The organism is Escherichia sp. E10V5, assembly GCF_004212315.1.
Classification (GTDB): Bacteria; Pseudomonadota; Gammaproteobacteria; order Enterobacterales; family Enterobacteriaceae; genus Escherichia.
Map to the genome: position 1 here is coordinate 77,880 of NZ_RHJM01000002.1, position 19,796 is coordinate 97,675.

The window sequence follows — 19,796 nt, forward strand, 5'->3', positions numbered from 1 at the left end:
TCGCCAGCGCACCATTGAAATCAGGAGTGAGAAAATAGCCCCTTTGGGGTAAATGTTTTTGACGCAAATCAAGCGCTTGTCATTTAAAAAATGACACAAATGGCGCTTGACCGCGTAATTCCCTTAGAGATCAATTTCCTGCCGTTTTACCTGTTGCCAGACTTCTTCCATTGTTTCGAGGTCAACACCTGTCATTTCCAGTCCACGCGCGGCAACAATACGCTCCACTTCGCGAAAACGACGCTCGAATTTTTCGTTCGCTTTTTGCAATGCGATTTCTGCTTTCGTCCCTAAATGGCGAGCCAGATTAACCGTGGCAAACAGCAGGTCGCCCATTTCCTCCTCCAGTTTAGCCTGGTCGACAACAGCCTGCCGCGCCTCGTACATCACCTCGTCGATCTCTTCGTAGACTTTATCAACCACCGGGCCAAGCGTCGTCCAGTCGAAGCCAACGTTGGCACAACGTTTCTGGATTTTTTGTGCGCGCATTAAAGCCGGCAAACTGCGAGGAATATCGTCCAGCGCCGAATGCTGTGCTTTCTGCGCGCGTTCTTCGGTTTTGATCTGCTCCCAACGGGCGAGAACTTCACTGCTGTTTTCGGCAGAACTATCAGCAAAAACATGCGGATGGCGACGCTCTAATTTATCGCTGATCGCAGCACAAATATCATTAAAGTCAAAGCGCCCTTCTTCCTGGGCCATTTGCGCGTAAAACACCACCTGGAACAACAGATCGCCGAGCTCACCGCGCAGATCGTCAAAGTCTTCGCGAGCGATGGCATCCAGCACTTCGTAGGTTTCTTCAAGGGTATAAGGCGCAATAGAAGTAAATGTCTGCTCCTTATCCCACGGGCAGCCGTTTTCCGGATCGCGCAGGCGCTGCATGATAGTGAGTAAACGGTCGATTTGATTCATTGGAATGTCCTGAAAATTGCGGGTCTGTCAGGTGGAAGCCTGTGACCAGAATAGAAGTGAGTTAGTAACACTTACCCAATCAGCACGTTAATTTTGGCTTTAATGAGTTGTAATTCCTCTGGGGTAACCGTTCCTTTCTTCGTTGCTCCTCTTGCCCGCCAGGCGATACTTTTTACCTGATCAGCTAACGCTACGCCATCACATTCCTGACCGGATAAAACAACTTCGAACGGATATCCTTTTGATTGTGTTGTACAAGGAACACACAGACACATACCTGTTTTGTTGTTATACATGAACGGACTCAGGACAACAGCCGGACGATGTCCGGCTTGCTCGCTACCTTTTGTCGGGTCAAAATCAACCCAAATCAGATCGCCCATATCGGGTACGTATCGGCTTACCATTACCAGACTTCCTTATCTTTCGGCTCCCCCCAGTCGATATTCTCGTGGAGGTTTTCCGGCGTGATGTCGTTGACCAGTTCAGCAAGCGTAAATACGGGCTCTTTACGCACTGGCTCAATAATTAATTTGCCATCCACCAGGTCAATCTTCACTTCATCATCAATATTCAGATTGAGCGCCTGCATTAACGTAGCCGGGATCCGCACTGCAGGAGAATTTCCCCAACGCTTTACGCTACTGTGGATCATAACCCTTTCCTCAAACCGCTATCATATGTAGATACAGTATATATCAATCTACATTGTAGATACGAGCAAATTTCGGCCTAACTCCCGTGCAGTCGACGCGCGTCGATAACATCCGGCACCTGATTGAGTTTACCCAGCACGCGGCCCAGCACCTGCAGGTTATAAATCTCAATGGTCATATCGATGGTTGCCAGTTGCTGTTTGGTATCGCTACGGCTGGCAACGCCAAGCACGTTCACCTTCTCGTTGGCGAGAATGGTCGTGATATCACGCAACAACCCACTACGATCATTAGCCAGCACGCGGACCACCAGCGAATATCCGGCGGAGTAGCTCTCGCCCCATACTGCATCAACAATGCGTTCTGGCGCATGGGAGCGTAGCTCCACCAGTTGTTCACAATCGGCGCGGTGCACAGAAATACCGCGTCCCTGAGTAATGAAACCAACAATTTCATCACCAGGAATCGGCTGACAGCAGCGCGCGATGTGGTGCATCAGATTGCCGACACCTTCTACTACCACGCGCCCGTTATCTTTACTGCGGTTTTGCGGGGCATGGCTTTTTTGCTGAAGCTGCTTCAGCGCGGCGGCGTCCTGCTCTTCGGCACTCGGCTTATTAAATTGCGATTGCAGGAAATTCACCATCTGATTGAGCCGGATATCCCCGCCACCAATCGCCGCCAGCAACTCGTCGACATCATTGAAGTTGTAACGCGGCAGCAGGTGTTTTTCTGCTTCTTTCAGGCTGATCCCCAGATGTTCCAGCTCGTCATCAAGGATTTGTCGTCCAGCCAGAATGTTTTTGTCACGATCCTGTTTACGGAACCAGGCATGAATTTTCGAACGCCCACGGCTGGTTGTGACATAGCCCAGGTTTGGGTTTAACCAGTCACGGCTGGGATTGGGCTGTTTCTGGGTGATAATTTCAATCTGGTCGCCCATTTGCAGCTGGTAGGTGAACGGCACAATGCGCCCGCCAATTTTTGCCCCGATGCAGCGGTGTCCGACATCACTGTGGATGTGGTAAGCGAAGTCCAGCGGCGTTGATCCCGCAGGCAAATCAACGACATCACCTTTCGGCGTAAAGACGTATACCCGGTCGTCAAAGACCTGGCTGCGTACTTCGTCGAGCATTTCGCCGGAATCAGCCATCTCTTCCTGCCACGCAATCAGTTTACGCAGCCAGGCAATCCGGTCTTCATGTCCCGAACGCGCCCCGCCAGCAGCCGCACCTTCTTTGTATTTCCAGTGCGCAGCGACACCCAGCTCTGCATCTTCATGCATCTGTTTGGTGCGGATTTGGATCTCAACGGTTTTGCCACCAGGCCCCAGTACCACAGTATGAATAGACTGATAGCCGTTTGGTTTCGGATTTGCGACGTAATCATCAAATTCATCCGGCAAGTGGCGATAGTGAGTGTGCACTATCCCCAGCGCGGCGTAGCAGTCTTGTAAACGCTCGGCAACAATACGTACTGCACGGACATCAAACAGCTCATCGAAGGCGAGGTTCTTTTTCTGCATTTTGCGCCAGATGCTGTAGATGTGTTTCGGACGACCATACACCTCAGCTTTAACGCCTTCAGCTTTCATCTCAGCGCGCAGATGACCGACAAACTCTTCGATATAGTGTTCGCGGTCGAGACGGCGTTCATGCAGCAATTTGGCGATGCGCTTGTATTCAGTCGGGTGGAGATAACGGAAGCAGTAATCTTCCAGTTCCCATTTCAGTTGCCCGATCCCGAGACGGTTCGCCAGCGGCGCGTAGATATTGGTGCACTCTTTTGCTGCAAGTACGCGTTCATCTTCTGGCGCATCTTTTACTTCGCGCAGATGAGCAATACGCTCCGCCAGTTTGATGACCACGCAGCGGAAATCATCGACCATCGCCAATAACATCCGGCGAACGTTATCGACCTGTTCGGAGGAAACAGAATCAGTGTGCGTCGCTTTCAGCTGGCGGATTGCCGCCATATCGCGCACACCGTGAATAAGATTAACGACCGACTTACCGACGCTCTCGCGCAGTACGTCTTCGCTGACTACGTTGGCATCGGCCAGAGGGAACAGCAGCGCCGCCCGCAGCGTGTCAATGTCCATACTTAATGTCGAGAGGATCTCCACCATCTCGACACCACGCCACAACAGTAAACTGGCATCCGGATGCCCCTGCGTCTGCTGCAGACAATACGCCCAGGTTTCGGCTAAGCACTCACACGACTTCTGGCTGGCAATCCCCAGACTTGCGATCCATTTGTCCGGATCAAATTCACCAGCCTTATTGATATGTGCACTTCTTACCGCAACCATTGTCCTCTCCTTTAGGGACCTGACCTGCCGAAATCAGCAAATCGTAACTATTTAACGCGCGAAAAAAGCACCATCGATTCCAGATGCCCCGTGTGTGGGAACATATCCAGCATCGCCAGTCGCGCAATGGTATATCCTGCTTTTAATAACGCCTCGCTATCCCGAGCCAGCGTCGCAGGGTTACAGGATACATAAACTATACGAATGGGTTCCAGTTTTATAATTTGCTGCATGACGCCAGCAGCACCTGCTCGCGCCGGGTCCAGCAACACTTTGTCAAAGCCGTTTTTAGCCCACGGTTGCTTTGTGACATCATCTTCAAGATTTTCATGATAAAACGTCACATTTTGTAAACCATTAAGTCGCGCATTTTCCTGACCTTTCTCCACCAGCGCCGCAACACCTTCTACCCCTACCACGCTAGCCGCTCGTGTCGCTAATGGCAGTGTGAAATTGCCCATACCGCAGAACAGATCAAGCACGCTGTCTTCAGCCTGCACATCCAACCACTCCAGCGCGCGAGCCACCATTTTCTGGTTCACACCCGCGTTGACCTGAATAAAATCACGCGGGCTAAAAGTTAAACGCAACCCATTTGAGTCATACCAGGGCATCTCGCCAGAGACGGTTTCGAGTATCTCACTATCGGGAGCGAGAAACAGATCCAGGCCTTCAGAATGCGAAAAGCGTTCCAGTTTTTCACGATCAGCCGAACTTAGCGGTGCGGTATGGCGTAAAATCATCAGCGTGCCGCTGGTTGCCTGCACCAGTTCAACGTGACCAAGATGGCGCATGGCTTGTAAGCTGGTCAGGCATGCCCTGACTTTGGGCAGCAATGCTTCAAGTTGGGGCGCTAAAATGGGGCATTGCTTAACATCGACAATGTCACTGGAACCCGCTTTGCGAAATCCCATCTGTAATTGTTGTGTTTTCGGCTGATAGTTCAGGCTTAAGCGCGCGCGGCGACGGTACCCCCAGGGAACATCGGCGATCACTTCAGAGACGTCGTGCTTCATTAACCGGGCGAGCGCCGCACTTTTGCTTCGCTGCTGTAGTTCGATGCTGGCGTGTTGTTGCTGACAGCCGCCGCATACGCCAAAATGAGGGCAGCGTGGCGTTTCGCGTTCCGGGCTGTCGCTTAGCCTGCGCACGACTTTAGCGCGGGAATACTGTTTTTTATCTTCAGTAACAGTAACTTCCGCGTCTTCCTGCGGCAATAGCCCGGGGATAAATAACGCTTTTCCGTTATGTCGTGCCACACCCTGACCAAAAGAGTCGAGGTCGTTGACTGAAACGGTTATGATCTGACGCGTCGTCACGCGTCGTTTTGCAGAGTAGAATTGCGCCATTGGCGAGACTTTCTCAATTTAACAGTGTGACCTTAATTGTCCCATAACGGAACTCCATGACCAACTACAGCCTGCGCGCACGCATGATGATTCTGATCCTGGCGCCGACCGTCCTTATTGGTTTATTGCTCAGTATCTTTTTCGTCGTGCATCGCTATAACGACTTGCAGCGTCAACTGGAAGATGCCGGTGCCAGCATTATTGAGCCGCTTGCAGTTTCTACTGAATATGGCATGAGCCTGCAAAATCGCGAATCTATCGGTCAGTTGATAAGCGTTTTGCATCGTCGCCATTCTGATATTGTTCGCGCCATTTCAGTTTACGATGAAAATAACCGACTCTTTGTCACCTCCAATTTTCATCTCGACCCTTCAGCAATGCAGCTCGGTAGTAACGTGCCATTTCCGCGCCAGCTCACTGTCACACGTGATGGCGATATTATGATTTTGCGTACGCCGATTATCTCCGAGAGTTATTCTCCCGACGAATCGCCCATTAGCGATGCCAAAAATAGTCAGAATATGCTGGGGTATATTGCCCTTGAGCTGGACCTTAAATCGGTGCGCTTACAGCAATATAAAGAGATTTTTATTTCCAGCGTGATGATGCTGTTCTGTATTGGTATTGCGCTTATTTTTGGCTGGCGACTCATGCGCGATGTAACCGGCCCGATTCGCAACATGGTGAATACTGTCGACCGCATCCGCCGAGGACAACTCGACAGCCGGGTGGAAGGATTTATGCTCGGCGAGTTGGATATGCTGAAAAACGGCATTAACTCGATGGCAATGTCTCTGGCGGCTTATCACGAAGAGATGCAGCACAATATCGACCAGGCGACATCAGATCTGCGTGAAACGCTGGAGCAGATGGAAATTCAGAACGTTGAGTTGGACCTGGCGAAAAAGCGCGCCCAGGAAGCTGCGCGTATTAAGTCCGAGTTTCTGGCGAACATGTCACATGAGCTGCGTACACCGCTGAATGGAGTTATTGGCTTTACCCGCCTGACGCTGAAAACAGAATTAACGCCAACGCAGCGCGATCACCTGAACACGATTGAACGCTCGGCAAATAATTTGCTGGCAATTATTAATGATGTTCTCGACTTCTCGAAACTGGAAGCGGGCAAGCTGATTCTGGAAAGTATTCCGTTCCCGCTGCGCAGCACGCTGGATGAAGTGGTTACTCTTCTGGCGCATTCTTCTCACGATAAAGGGCTGGAATTGACGCTCAATATTAAGAGCGACGTGCCAGATAACGTGATAGGCGATCCGCTGCGTTTACAGCAAATCATCACTAACCTGGTAGGGAATGCGATTAAATTCACCGAGAATGGCAACATCGATATTCTGGTGGAAAAACGAGCGCTGAGTAATACCAAAGTTCAGATTGAAGTGCAGATCCGCGATACCGGTATTGGTATTCCTGAACGCGATCAATCGCGCCTGTTCCAGGCCTTCAGGCAGGCAGATGCCAGTATTTCACGCCGTCATGGCGGCACCGGGCTGGGGCTGGTAATTACGCAAAAACTGGTTAATGAGATGGGCGGAGATATCTCGTTCCATAGCCAGCCGAATCGTGGCTCAACCTTCTGGTTCCATATTAATCTCGATCTGAACCCGAATATTATTATTGAAGGACCATCCACCCAGTGCCTCACAGGCAAACGCCTGGCTTATGTCGAACCGAACTCGGCAGCCGCGCAGTGCACGCTGGATATTTTAAGCGAAACACCGCTTGAGGTGGTCTACAGCCCAAGCTTCTCGGCACTCCCTCCCGCGCATTACGACATGATGTTGTTAGGGATTGCGGTGACTTTCCGCGAACCGCTAACGATGCAACATGAGCGGTTAGCGAAAGCGGTGTCGATGACCGATTTTCTGATGCTCGCCCTTCCGTGCCATGCACAGGTCAATGCCGAAAAACTCAAGCAAGATGGTATCGGCGCGTGTCTGCTGAAACCCCTGACGCCTACACGTCTGTTGCCTGTACTGACCGAGTTTTGCCATCAAACACAAAATACGCTGTTGCCTGTCACCGACGAAAGTAAGCTGGTAATGACGGTTATGGCTGTTGATGATAACCCCGCCAACCTGAAACTTATCGGCGCATTGCTGGAAGACATGGTTCAGCATGTGGAGTTGTGCGATAGCGGACATCAGGCGGTTGAACGAGCAAAACAGATGCCGTTCGATTTAATCTTAATGGATATTCAAATGCCGGACATGGACGGCATTCGTGCATGCGAACTTATCCACCAGCTTCCGCACCAGCAACAAACGCCAGTCATCGCGGTGACTGCACATGCGATGGCTGGGCAAAAAGAGAAATTACTTGGCGCGGGGATGAGCGATTATCTGGCGAAACCGATAGAAGAAGAGCGATTGCATAATTTGCTGCTGCGCTACAAACCCGGCAGCGGCATTTCTTCCCGCGTTGTGACGCCAGAAGTGAACGAAATTGTGGTGAACCAGAATGCGACTCTGGACTGGCAACTGGCGCTACGCCAGGCCGCTGGCAAAACCGATCTGGCGCGCGATATGCTGCAAATGTTGCTCGATTTCCTGCCAGAAGTTCGCAACAAAGTTGAGGAACAACTGGTTGGGGAAAATCCGGAAGGCCTGGTTGATTTGATTCATAAACTGCATGGCAGTTGCGGCTATAGCGGTGTGCCGCGTATGAAGAATCTCTGTCAACTTATCGAACAACAGCTACGAAGCGGTACTAAAGAAGAAGATTTGGAGCCGGAGCTACTGGAATTGTTGGACGAGATGGATAATGTGGCACGCGAAGCCAGTAAAATTCTTGGGTAATAAATATTTTATCGAGTAAAAATCGGCTTCTTATGAAGCCGGTTTCAGACTGGTGACAAGGTGCCTGTGTTTATGCCGGATGCGGCGAAAACGCCTTACCGGCCTACGAAACCATTCAAATTCAATGAATTAAAAAAGCATGTGGGCCTGATAAGCGTAGCGCATCAGGCAATTTTGTGTTTGGCATCAGTCTCAAACCGGCTCCTGACAGAGCCGGTTTTTGTTTTCTGTCTTAACGCACCATGCACGGACGCTTGTTATCGAACGTCCAGCCAGGAATCAGGTACTGCATCCCCATCGCATCATCACGCGCGCCAAGCCCGTATTTCTGATACAGCTCGTGGGCTTTCATCACCTGATCCATATCGATTTCTACACCCAGACCAGGTTTTTCCGGCACTTGTACCAGACCGCCTTTGATCTCAAACGGTTCTTTGGTCAGGCGCTGATTTCCTTCCTGCCAGATCCAGTGCGTATCAATCGCGGTGATTTTACCCGGTGCAGCTGCGGCAACATGGGTAAACATCGCCAGGGAAATATCGAAGTGGTTGTTAGAGTGTGAACCCCAGGTCAGGCCAAATTCATGGCACATTTGCGCCACACGTACCGAACCCTGCATCGTCCAGAAATGCGGGTCCGCCAGCGGGATATCAACAGATTGCAGGGAGAGCGTATGGCCCATCTGCCGCCAATCGGTGGCGATCATATTGGTTGCAGTCGGCAGACCAGTCGCGCGACGGAACTCTGCCATCACCTCACGCCCGGAGAAACCTTGCTCCGCACCACACGGATCTTCTGCATAAGCCAGCGAACCTTTCAGGTATTTACCAATTTTAATCGCTTCGTTCAGCGACCAAGCACCGTTAGGATCGAGCGTAATACGTGCCTGCGGGAAGCGTTGCGCCAGTGCCACAATAGATTCGGCTTCATCTTCCCCGGCCAGTACACCGCCCTTCAGTTTGAAATCGTTGAAGCCATATTTTTCATACGCCGCTTCCGCCAGGCGCACCACCGCATCCGGCGTCATCGCTTCTTCGTGACGAAGACGATACCAGTCGCATTTGTCATCCGGCTGGCTTTGATACGGTAACGGTGTGGCTTTGCGATTGCCGACAAAGAACAGATAACCCAGCATTTCGACTTCGCTACGCTGTTGACCATCGCCCAGCAAGGATGCCACGTTAACTCCAAGGTGTTGCCCAAGCAGATCCAGCATTGCCGCTTCTATCCCGGTAACTACATGGATAGTGGTACGCAGGTCAAAAGTCTGTAAACCGCGCCCGCCAGAATCACGATCGGCAAAAGTATTACGCACCAGCGTCAGAACGTTTTTGTATTCACCCAGCGTTTTACCTACCACCAGCGGAATCGCATCTTCCAGCGTTTTACGGATTTTCTCGCCGCCGGGAATTTCCCCTACGCCGGTGTGACCAGAATTATCTTTGATGATCACAATATTACGCGTGAAGAACGGTGCGTGTGCGCCACTCAGATTCATCAGCATACTGTCATGACCCGCCACCGGGATGACCTGCATTTCAGTAACAACAGGCGTCGTAAATTGAGAATTCATATTTATATCCTTATTCAAAATCAATGACGGCCGAAAACGGGACGTTTACGGTCAAAGGTCCAGCCGGGGATCAGGTACTGCATCGGACCCGCGTCGTTACGCGCGCCGCCAGGCAGACGTTTATAGGCTTCGTGCGCCTTTTGTACCTGTTCCCAGTCCAGTTCCACGCCCAGGCCGGGCGCATCAGGAACGGCAATTTTTCCGTTTTTAATCTCCAGCGGATTTTTGGTCAGGCGACAATCGCCCTCCTGCCAAATCCAGTGGGTATCGATAGCGGTGGGATTACCCGGTGCCGCCGCGCCCACATGGGTAAACATCGCCAGAGAGATATCGAAGTGGTTGTTGGAATGACAGCCCCAGGTCAGCCCCCAGTCGTCGCAAAGCTGTGCCACGCGGACTGCACCGGAAAGCGTCCAGAAGTGCGGATCGGCAAGTGGAATATCTACCGCATTGAGCATCACCGCATGACCCATTTCACGCCAGTTGGTGGCGATCATGTTGGTCGCGACGGGCAAGCCGGTCGCCCGCCGAAACTCCGCCATCACTTCACGGCCGGAGAAGCCTTGTTCTGCGCCGCATGGATCTTCAGCATAGGTAAGAACATCATTCAGCCCTTTGCATAGAGAAATGGCTTCATCAAGTAGCCAGGCACCGTTGGGATCAACGGTAATCCGCGCATCAGGGAAGCGTTTCTTCAATGCACGAACGGTGTCGATTTCTTGCTCGCCAGGTAATACGCCACCTTTGAGTTTGAAATCTTTAAAGCCATAGCGATCCTGTGAAGCCTCCGCCAGACGCACAACGGCTTCGCTGTTCATCGCTTTCTGGTGACGCAACTGATACCACTCATGGTTACCTGGTGTACTTTCCAGATAAGCAAGATCGGTTTTAGTCCGATCACCGATATAAAACAGATAACCGAGGACGGTAATAGCATCGCGTTGCTTACCTGGGCCAAGCAGTTCACAGACCGGAACATTCAGCGCCTTACCTAACAGGTCAAGCAAAGCGGCTTCCAGCGCCGCCACGGCGTTAACGCGCAATTCAAAGGTCCAGGCACCTTTGCCGAAGGTATCAAAATCGGCGACCTGATTACCTTTATGCACCTGCTGGACCACTTTATTCAGTCGCGCGACTTCCTGGCCCAGAACCATCGGAATAGCATCGACAAGCGTTTGATAAATCACCTCTCCGCCCGGTGCTTCACCAATGCCGGTATGTCCGGCATTATCGGTGAGTACCACAATGTTGCGGGTGAAATATGCGTTATGTGCACCACCAATATTGAGCAACATGCTGTCATGTCCGGCGACCGGAATGACTTTCATATCAGTAATGACTGGACTGGATTGTGTCGTCATCTTATTGTCCCGCGACAGGTTTCAGCTCAATACGTTTAATATCGCCCACCAGCACCAGGTAGCTCAGCACCGCAATTAAGGCATGAACCCCGACATAAATCAGCGCCCCATTAAAGGAGCCAGTCGTGCCAACGATATAACCAATTGCGATTGGCGTGACGATACCGGAAATGTTACCGAACATATTGAACAGGCCGCCGGAAAGACCGCTGATCTCTTTTGGCGCAGTATCTGCCATTACCGCCCAACCCAGCGCCCCGATGCCTTTACCGAAGAAGGCCAACGCCATGAAACCGATGATCATCCACTCAACATCGACGTAGTTACAGAACACCATCACCATCGACAGCAACATGCCCATCACGATCGGTGTTTTACGCGCAATGTTCAGCGAGCCCGTGCGGCGCATCAGCCAGTCGGAAATAATCCCCCCCAGCACGCCGCCGATAAAACCGCAAATAGCAGGAACGGAAGCCACAAAGCCCGCTTTCAGAATCGACATCCCGCGCGCCTGCACCAGATAAACCGGGAACCAGGTAATAAAGAAGTAAGTCAGGGCGTTGATACAATACTGACCGATATAAACACCGATCATCATCCGCGAACCGAGCAGCTGTTTGATCTGCCCCCACTTCACGCTGAACGGCACTTTAACTTTGGTGTTTTGCTGATCCATATTGATCAGCGCGCCGCCAGCGGCGATGTACTCCAGCTCTTTCTGATTTACGCCCGGATGTTGATTTGGCTCGTGGATGACTTTCAGCCAGAAAAAACTGATGACAATGCCCAGACCGCCCATAAAGAAGAAGACGTGTGACCAACCCACTTCATGAGTCAGCCAGCCCATAATCGGCGCGAAGATCACCGTTGCGAAGTATTGGGCGGAGTTAAAAATCGACACCGCCGTTCCCCTTTCCTGCGCCGGGAACCAGGCTGCCACGATTCGGCTGTTGCCGGGAAAAGAAGGTGCTTCGGCAAGCCCTACCAGGAAGCGGAGAGTAAACAAGGCAACGATAATGCCGAATCCACTAAAGATATCGACGAAACCTTGCAGCAAGGTAAACATCGACCAGATAAAGATTGACCAGAAGTAGACGCGTTTTGAACCAAAGCGATCCAGCAACCAGCCGCCAGGGATCTGCCCAATAACATAAGCCCATGAGAAAGCAGAGAACACATAGCCAATACCCACTGGATCAAGACCGATATCTTTGGCCATTTCCGAACCGGCGATCGAGAGCGTAGCGCGATCGCCGTAGTTGAAAGATGTGACGATAAACAGCATCACCACTATCCAGTAACGAGCATTCGTGCGTTTTTCCACACTGCTCGCAGCCTGACTTAAAGAACTCATTGTTGCACTCCTGAAAATTCGCGTTAGCCACGCTCACTCTGGACTGCGACATCGCCAGGAAATCAGAGGTGACGTAGGGTGTTTTTGCCGTTTTTATAGGTCGTTCGCCGAATGCGGCGCGTGTTTTATATCTGGCAATAGCAGTATAAAAAGCGCGCCATAGCGGCTCACCGTGCAACAACACAACATTAATGCGTTCAATGAGGCTCGATTTTGGCATTAGCCCTGGACGGTGGAATCCACTTCACGGAAATGAAAACAAGAACAAGAAAGGAAGGGTTAAATCGGAGAAATAAAGAAGAGTATGAAATGGATCGCTTGACTCCAGGCAAACGCCAGTAAAAACCCGCGCTAAGAAGCAGTTTTTACAGGCATTTGCCTGAAAAGACTCGATTCAGCACCGCTAAAACGGTATTTTGCCGATCGCTGAACAAATCAGGGCAACAGCGTCCCCCACTGCTCAACCCACGGATTGGATTCCGTTTCTGGTTCCGGGGTTTCACTGGCATCGATCAGCAGCATTTCCCCTACCCGCTGCGCGCTCTGTTCCTGTAACAAAGCATCAAACTGTTTGCCACCGTTGCAGAAATTCACATAACTACTGTCGCCGAGCGCAATCACGCCGTAATGCAGGTTCGGCTGGAAACCGAGGTTATCCTTTATGCCCAGAAAGAGCGGCACAATGCTGTCAGGAAGGTCGCCCTGCCCGGTGGTGGACGTAACTACCAGAACATACTTGTCCTGATAGGGTAACCAGTCGCTTAATTCTGGGTCTTCAAACACCGTTGCTTTGTGGCCCTGTGCGGTCAGAATCGCTTCCGCTTCTTCGGCCACTAGCAGTGAATTCCCGTACATGGTGCCTACAAAAATACCAATTTCCGCCATACCGTTTTCTCCCTGGATTAGGAACTTATCTCATCATCCTGACCCGATGGCGCGCTGAACTCAACCCTTTCATTTTCAGGAAGCAGACCGCGCCAGCCAAATTGTGATAATGCCCGCATCCAGGTGTCGTCCAGACCGGCGTGGATAGTCAGCGGCTCGCCAGTAAAAGGATGCGTCAATGACAACTGACTGGCGTGCAACATCAACCGCTGGAGGCCAAAATGTTCAGCTGCGCTGCGATTCTGGCGCAAATCGCCATGTTTGCTGTCGCCAATAATCGGATGGCGCAAATGGGCGAGATGGCGACGAAGCTGATGTTTGCGTCCGGTTTTCGGCTCCAGTTCCACCAGACCGTAGCGTGTCGTCGGGTAACGCCCGGTCGCGACTGGCATTTCAACCGTCGCCAGACCGCGATAATGCGTCACTGCTGGCTGCGGGCCTTTATCTTCGCGGGCATACTTATCGGCGATTTTATCCAGTTCTTCCACCAGCGGATAATCCAGCACCGCTTCTTCCATCAGCCAGCCACGCACAATCGCATGGTAACGTTTCTGGATTTGGTGCTGTTCAAACTGTTGCGCTAACAGCCGTCCGGCCTCGCTGGATAATCCCATCAGCAATACGCCGGAAGTCGGTCGGTCCAGCCGATGCGCGGTAAACACGTGCTGACCAATCTGGTCACGTACGGTTTGCATGACCACCACTTTTTCGTCGCGATCCAGCCAGCTGCGGTGAACCAGCCAGCCAGACGGTTTGTTAACCGCAACCAGCCATTCATCCTGGTAGAGTATTTCCAGCATCAGTTTGTATCATCCGCAAAAAGCGCATCCAGTTTTTCCAGCTCCGCCAGAATAAGCGCGCGCTGGGGGTGGTCCGTCGCCAGCGCCATTTCATAATACGGCGCCACGGCGAAAGCCCCTGGCAATGGCTGATTATTATCTAAGAGATCGTGCATTCGTGGGATCAGTACCCATTGCAACCATTCCAGTGGCTCCATCGTATCCATAAAGAAAGGTTGGGTACTGTTGAATTGATGCGGCTGCGGTCCATCGCTCCGCCAGTGCTGATGTTCACGCAGTAATGTTTCAAGCGCCTGCAACTGAAGACGAACGCGGTCATGAGTGGTCATAAAACAACCTCAAGAAGAAAAAACTGCCGCGAAGGATAGCAGGAATAAAAAAAGGGAGCACTGTATTAACAGTGCTCCCGGTTCGTTTCGCAGCATTCCAGCTACTTTTGTTGCTCCCTGCTCATCCTTGACAACTTTTCCTGTGGTCTTGCGACCAATCGTTCATCCTGAACTAATGCTTCCTGCTCACACCACCCCGATGTGATACTTCATCCTGAAGTGTCCCTGGCCATCCTGACCCACCGAATCATCCTGACCGGTTCTCATTCTCCGTCCTGGAGGTGTCCTTTAACGCATCCAGCGTTTTCCTCTTCGCTTCATCCAGAAGCCTTTCCCTGAAGCACCATCCTGGCGTGTCCTTTAGAAGTGTCATCATCCTGATGTTCACTTCGTTGTCTGACTCCCTGTCGACGAAGATAGAATCGTCTTTTTCGCTGAGTCTTACAAGGCGCTTACAGACAATGCCTTAAGGAAAATTTCATATGAAAGTTAAGAATCTTTCTTCAATACGTTGATTTAAAATAGAAATATCGATTCTTATCTTTTTAAGTATTCACTTACTTCCTGGCGATCTCCTACAGGGTCTGTAAGAGATCTCTCACAACCAGACGGGGTATTTGGATTACAGAAGAGGCTTAAGCTGCGTAAGGAATTCCGCAAGATTTGAGGCTAAATGCATACGATTCCGCGTCCCCAGCGTCTCTTTGCATACTTCGCCAGAGAGATTACATACCGAAATCACTTCCAGCTCCTCTTCCAGTGTGGCGATAAATAACGTGGGGGGCAGTTTCAGACGTTTCTGGGTAACCAGATGTCCAATCAGGTTTTCCTGCACCCGGCGGAAGTCATCTTCGCTCCAGGTTTGCAGTAATGTCAGTTTGATATCGCCAAACTGCGCATGCATATCCCCGGCAAACTGGGTCGTATAGAAGGTATGAATTGCGGGTTGTATCACAATATCAAACGCACGCTCAACCGCGTTTACATTTTGCTCATCGCTAAACGGCTGCGGTTGCCAGAACACAGCATCATTAGTGGTTGAAATAATGCACGGTGAAGGAACGCCATACAGCTCCTCGCTTAACGGCCAACTATTGTGCTGTTCGTGCCATGCATCACAGTAACGCGTGGTAAAATCTCTCAAGGCTTGTGCGGTCAATTCGTCCACTAATTTCTCTCTTCACTTAAACCAGATACACTTGTCGTTTAGTTTATCTGGTTTATGACGGTGAAACATGTCTTCTTATGCAAACCATCAGGCACTTGCGGGCCTGACTCTTGGAAAATCAACCGATTACCGGGATACCTATGACGCCAGCCTGCTACAAGGCGTTCCACGTAGTTTGAATCGCGATCCGCTGGGCCTGAAAGCAGATAATCTGCCTTTTCACGGTACGGATATCTGGACGCTATATGAACTTTCCTGGCTGAATGCGAAAGGTTTGCCGCAGGTTGCCGTGGGTCATGTTGAACTTGATTACACCAGCGTAAATCTCATTGAGTCGAAGAGTTTTAAGCTCTATCTCAACAGCTTTAACCAGACACGCTTTAACAATTGGGATGAAGTGCGCCAGACGCTGGAGCGCGACTTAAGCACTTGCGCCCAGGGTAACGTTAGCGTGGCGTTATATCGTCTTGATGAACTGGAAGGTCAGCCGGTGGGGCATTTCAATGGCACCTGCATTGATGACCAGGATATTGCTATCGATAACTACGAATTCACCACTGACTATCTTGAGAATGCCACCAGCGGCGAGAAAGTGGTGGAAGAAACACTCGTTAGCCACCTGCTGAAATCAAACTGCCTGATTACTCATCAACCAGACTGGGGATCTATCCAGATTCAGTATCGTGGACGCAAGATTGACAGGGAAAAACTGCTGCGTTATCTGGTTTCTTTCCGTCATCATAACGAGTTCCATGAACAGTGCGTAGAACGCATTTTTAATGATCTGTTACGCTTCTGCCAGCCAGAGAAATTAAGCGTTTACGCACGTTATACCCGTCGTGGCGGTCTGGACATTAACCCATGGCGCAGTAACTGTGATTTTGTCCCATCGACAACCCGTCTGGCACGGCAATAAAATTTTTCTCAATTTTGCGGGCTGGATTCACGCATAAGGTTGTGAAAGGTCATCAGGCAGGGCTATTGTAATCAAAGGGAATGACGATAATCGTCCCATAAGGAGTTTTTCTTGATTACACATATTAGCCCTCTTGGCTCCATGGATATGTTGTCGCAGTTGGAAGTGGACATGCTTAAACGCACCGCCAGCAGCGACCTCTATCAATTATTTCGCAACTGTTCACTCGCTGTTCTGAACTCCGGTAGCCTCACCGATAACAGCAAAGAATTGCTGTCCCGTTTTGAAAATTTCGACATTAACGTGCTACGCCGTGAACGCGGCGTTAAGTTAGAACTGATCAATCCCCCGGAAGAGGCTTTTGTCGATGGGCGTATCATTCGCTCCTTGCAGGCCAACTTGTTTGCCGTTCTGCGCGACATTCTCTTCGTCTATGGGCAAATCCATAACACCGTTCGTTTTCCAAATCTGAATCTCGACAACTCTGTTCATATTACCAACCTGGTCTTTTCTATCTTGCGCAATGCTCGCGCGCTGCACGTGGGCGAAGCGCCCAATATGGTGGTGTGCTGGGGCGGTCACTCCATCAACGAAAACGAGTATTTGTATGCCCGTCGCGTTGGTAATCAGTTGGGGCTGCGTGAGTTAAATATTTGCACTGGCTGTGGTCCAGGCGCGATGGAAGCGCCGATGAAAGGCGCAGCGGTTGGACACGCCCAACAGCGTTACAAAGACAGCCGTTTTATTGGTATGACTGAACCATCAATTATCGCCGCTGAACCGCCTAACCCGCTGGTTAACGAACTGATCATCATGCCGGATATCGAAAAACGTCTGGAAGCGTTTGTCCGTATCGCCCACGGCATCATTATCTTCCCTGGCGGTGTGGGTACAGCGGAAGAGCTACTGTATTTGCTGGGAATTTTAATGAATCCGGCCAACAAAGATCAGGTCTTGCCATTGATCCTCACCGGCCCGAAAGAGAGTGCTGATTACTTCCGCGTACTGGACGAGTTTGTCGTGCATACGTTGGGAGAAAACGCGCGCCGCCATTATCGCATCATCATTGATGACGCTGCAGAAGTAGCCCGTCAGATGAAAAAAGCGATGGCGCAGGTGAAAGAAAACCGTCGCGATACGGGCGATGCCTACAGCTTTAACTGGTCAATGCGCATTACGCCAGATTTGCAAATGCCGTTTGAGCCGTCTCACGAGAATATGGCTAATCTGAAGCTTTACCCGGACCAGCCCGTTGAAGTGCTGGCTGCCGACCTGCGTCGTGCGTTTTCTGGCATTGTGGCGGGGAACGTAAAAGAAGTCGGCATTCGCGCCATTGAAGAGTTTGGGCCATACAAAATCAACGGTGATAAAGAGATCATGCGCCGTATGGACGACCTGCTTCAGGGGTTTGTTGCCCAACATCGTATGAAGTTACCAGGCTCTGCCTACATCCCTTGCTACGAAATCTGCACCTAATCCTCCCTTCCCCGGTAACGTTTGTTGCCGGTTTTTTCTCTTTTTTAGTCGCTCACTAATCAATCTATTTCATTTGTTATATGAATGTTTAAGCGCGTCATCATGTCATTAATATCACCACCTGTAATATGTCATACAATTTATGTTGCAACGCAAACGTTTCCCTTAATTTGAAGACCGCATTTTATCTCCGCAAAAAAGAAAATCTTGCAATCATTAACTAAAAGTATTGATTTTTGCAGTTCAACCTACATATATTGCGCGCCCCGGAAGAGGCCAGATGTCGTTAATCTGCCAAATATTGCCCTTAAATTCTATTTTACTTTTGATTTACAGAGTAAAGCATTGGGATTATCTATCTTCCAAGTAGATTATTGTATTTGAGATCAAGATCACTGATAGATACATAACTTGTGTGTATCTTTCCGCCCTCAAATTATTACGGCGGAAAATGATTAAGCCATCGCCGATAGACAGATTTCATTTTTACGGCCAGGCACCTTCCCGGGCTGAACTGGCTAAAAGCTGAATTATTTGCATTCCTCCAGGAGAAATAGATGGAAACGACTCAAACCAGCACGATTGCGTCGAAAGACTCTCGCAGTGCCTGGCGCAAGACAGATACCATGTGGATGCTGGGCCTTTACGGCACGGCAATCGGCGCGGGCGTGCTGTTCCTGCCAATCAACGCCGGTGTTGGCGGTATGATCCCGCTGATCATCATGGCTATCCTTGCGTTCCCGATGACGTACTTTGCGCATCGTGGCCTGACTCGCTTCGTGCTGTCTGGCAAAAACCCAGGCGAAGACATCACCGAGGTAGTAGAAGAACACTTTGGTATTGGCGCAGGTAAACTGATTACCCTGCTTTACTTCTTCGCTATCTACCCGATTCTGCTGGTTTACAGCGTGGCAATCACCAACACGGTTGAAAGCTTCATGTCTCACCAGCTGGGTATGACGCCACCGCCGCGTGCGATTCTGTCACTGATCCTGATCGTGGGTATGATGACCATCGTTCGCTTCGGTGAGCAGATGATCGTTAAAGCGATGAGTATTCTGGTATTCCCGTTTGTTGGCGTACTGATGCTGCTGGCTCTGTACCTGATCCCGCAGTGGAACGGCGCAGCACTGGAAACTCTATCTCTGGACACTGCATCGGCAACCGGAAACGGTCTGTGGATGACCCTGTGGCTGGCAATTCCGGTAATGGTGTTCTCGTTCAACCACTCTCCGATCATCTCTTCTTTCGCCGTTGCGAAGCGTGAAGAGTACGGCGATATGGCAGAACAGAAATGCTCGAAGATCCTGGCATTCGCTCACATCATGATGGTGCTGACCGTAATGTTCTTCGTATTCAGCTGCGTACTGAGCCTGACTCCGGCAGACCTGGCTGCGGCTAAAGAGCAGAACATCTCGATTCTGTCTTACCTGGCTAACCACTTTAACGCGCCGATCATCGCGTGGATGGCTCCGATTATCGCGATTATCGCTATCACCAAATCCTTCCTGGGCCACTACCTGGGCGCACGTGAAGGCTTCAACGGTATGGTGATCAAATCACTGCGTGGTAAAGGTAAGTCTATCGAAATCAACAAGCTGAACCGTATCACTGCGCTGTTCATGCTGGTAACGACCTGGATTGTTGCCACCCTGAACCCGAGCATCCTGGGTATGATTGAAACCCTGGGTGGCCCAATCATCGCGATGATCCTGTTCCTGATGCCGATGTACGCCATTCAGAAAGTACCGGCAATGCGTAAATACAGCGGTCACATCAGCAACGTATTCGTTGTCGTGATGGGTCTGATTGCAATCTCCGCAATCTTCTACTCTCTGTTCAGCTAAGTCCTTTCGCGCCGCTTTCGGGCGGCGCTTCCTCCGTTTTAAC

At 50.7% G+C, this 19,796-nt stretch carries 16 protein-coding genes; 4 read left to right on the forward strand and 12 right to left on the reverse strand.

The annotated features are described in order from the left end of the window. Nucleotides 1–123: 123 nt before the first annotated feature. From mazG to rlmD, 5 genes are all read right to left on the reverse strand, one after another. Nucleotides 124–915, reverse strand: a complete 792-nt coding sequence (gene mazG, locus D9738_RS00805) for a nucleoside triphosphate pyrophosphohydrolase (protein ID WP_130259343.1) — start codon at nt 913–915, stop codon at nt 124–126. Nucleotides 916–986: 71 nt separating this feature from the next. Further along, nucleotides 987–1,322 carry an endoribonuclease MazF gene (mazF, locus tag D9738_RS00810; protein ID WP_130259344.1) on the reverse strand — a complete coding sequence of 112 codons (336 nt, stop codon included), beginning with the start codon at nt 1,320–1,322 and terminating at the stop codon, nt 987–989. Next, nucleotides 1,322–1,570, reverse strand: a complete 249-nt coding sequence (gene mazE, locus D9738_RS00815; RefSeq protein ID WP_000581937.1) for a type II toxin-antitoxin system antitoxin MazE — start codon at nt 1,568–1,570, stop codon at nt 1,322–1,324. Before mazE ends, mazF begins: the two co-directional genes overlap by 1 nt. A gap of 77 nt (nt 1,571–1,647) precedes the next feature. Further along, entirely contained in the window at nt 1,648–3,882 is a 2,235-nt protein-coding gene (gene relA / locus D9738_RS00820; protein ID WP_130207682.1) for a GTP diphosphokinase, read from the reverse strand. Between the two features lie 47 nt (nt 3,883–3,929). Further along, nucleotides 3,930–5,231 (reverse strand): 23S rRNA (uracil(1939)-C(5))-methyltransferase RlmD, encoded by a 1,302-nt coding sequence (rlmD, locus tag D9738_RS00825; protein WP_130259345.1) that lies wholly within the window; start codon nt 5,229–5,231, stop codon nt 3,930–3,932. Between the two features lie 56 nt (nt 5,232–5,287). On the opposite strand from rlmD, the gene barA reads away from it, so the two are divergent. Continuing rightward, entirely contained in the window at nt 5,288–8,044 is a 2,757-nt protein-coding gene (barA, locus tag D9738_RS00830; RefSeq protein ID WP_130207684.1) for a two-component sensor histidine kinase BarA, read from the forward strand. Between the two features lie 232 nt (nt 8,045–8,276). Here barA and gudD read toward each other — a convergent pair whose 3' ends face one another. The 7 genes from gudD to syd form a co-directional block, all read right to left on the reverse strand. Next, nucleotides 8,277–9,617: a glucarate dehydratase gene (gene gudD, locus D9738_RS00835; RefSeq protein ID WP_130259346.1), complete on the reverse strand. Its 1,341-nt coding sequence runs from the start codon at nt 9,615–9,617 to the stop codon at nt 8,277–8,279. Nucleotides 9,618–9,637: 20 nt separating this feature from the next. Beyond that, nucleotides 9,638–10,978 carry an enolase C-terminal domain-like protein gene (locus D9738_RS00840; RefSeq protein ID WP_130259347.1) on the reverse strand — a complete coding sequence of 447 codons (1,341 nt, stop codon included), beginning with the start codon at nt 10,976–10,978 and terminating at the stop codon, nt 9,638–9,640. A gap of 1 nt (nt 10,979) precedes the next feature. Continuing rightward, entirely contained in the window at nt 10,980–12,332 is a 1,353-nt protein-coding gene (gudP, locus tag D9738_RS00845) for a galactarate/glucarate/glycerate transporter GudP (protein WP_130259348.1), read from the reverse strand. Between the two features lie 435 nt (nt 12,333–12,767). Further along, nucleotides 12,768–13,217, reverse strand: coding sequence for a flavodoxin (locus tag D9738_RS00850; RefSeq protein ID WP_130259349.1), 450 nt, complete (start codon nt 13,215–13,217; stop codon nt 12,768–12,770). 17 nt (nt 13,218–13,234) lie between these two features. Beyond that, complete coding sequence (gene truC / locus D9738_RS00855; RefSeq protein ID WP_130259350.1) at nt 13,235–14,017, reverse strand: tRNA pseudouridine(65) synthase TruC; 783 nt, start codon at nt 14,015–14,017, stop codon at nt 13,235–13,237. Further along, nucleotides 14,017–14,346: a YqcC family protein gene (locus D9738_RS00860; protein WP_130259351.1), complete on the reverse strand. Its 330-nt coding sequence runs from the start codon at nt 14,344–14,346 to the stop codon at nt 14,017–14,019. Before D9738_RS00860 ends, truC begins: the two co-directional genes overlap by 1 nt. Nucleotides 14,347–14,968: 622 nt before the next feature. Continuing rightward, a complete protein-coding gene (gene syd, locus D9738_RS00865; protein WP_130259352.1) occupies nt 14,969–15,514 on the reverse strand; it encodes a SecY-interacting protein in 546 nt (181 codons plus the stop codon). A gap of 67 nt (nt 15,515–15,581) precedes the next feature. Between syd and queF the strand changes: the two genes are divergently transcribed. The 3 genes from queF (at nt 15,582) to sdaC (ending at nt 19,753) form a co-directional block, all read left to right on the forward strand. Beyond that, the gene (queF, locus tag D9738_RS00870; protein ID WP_130214551.1) at nt 15,582–16,430 is read left to right on the forward strand and encodes an NADPH-dependent 7-cyano-7-deazaguanine reductase QueF; all 849 of its coding nucleotides are present in this window, start codon (nt 15,582–15,584) and stop codon (nt 16,428–16,430) included. A gap of 111 nt (nt 16,431–16,541) precedes the next feature. After that, nucleotides 16,542–17,906 carry a nucleotide 5'-monophosphate nucleosidase PpnN gene (gene ppnN, locus D9738_RS00875; RefSeq protein WP_130207698.1) on the forward strand — a complete coding sequence of 455 codons (1,365 nt, stop codon included), beginning with the start codon at nt 16,542–16,544 and terminating at the stop codon, nt 17,904–17,906. A gap of 557 nt (nt 17,907–18,463) precedes the next feature. Continuing rightward, entirely contained in the window at nt 18,464–19,753 is a 1,290-nt protein-coding gene (gene sdaC, locus D9738_RS00880; protein ID WP_064528228.1) for an HAAAP family serine/threonine permease SdaC, read from the forward strand. Nucleotides 19,754–19,796 lie beyond the last annotated feature (43 nt).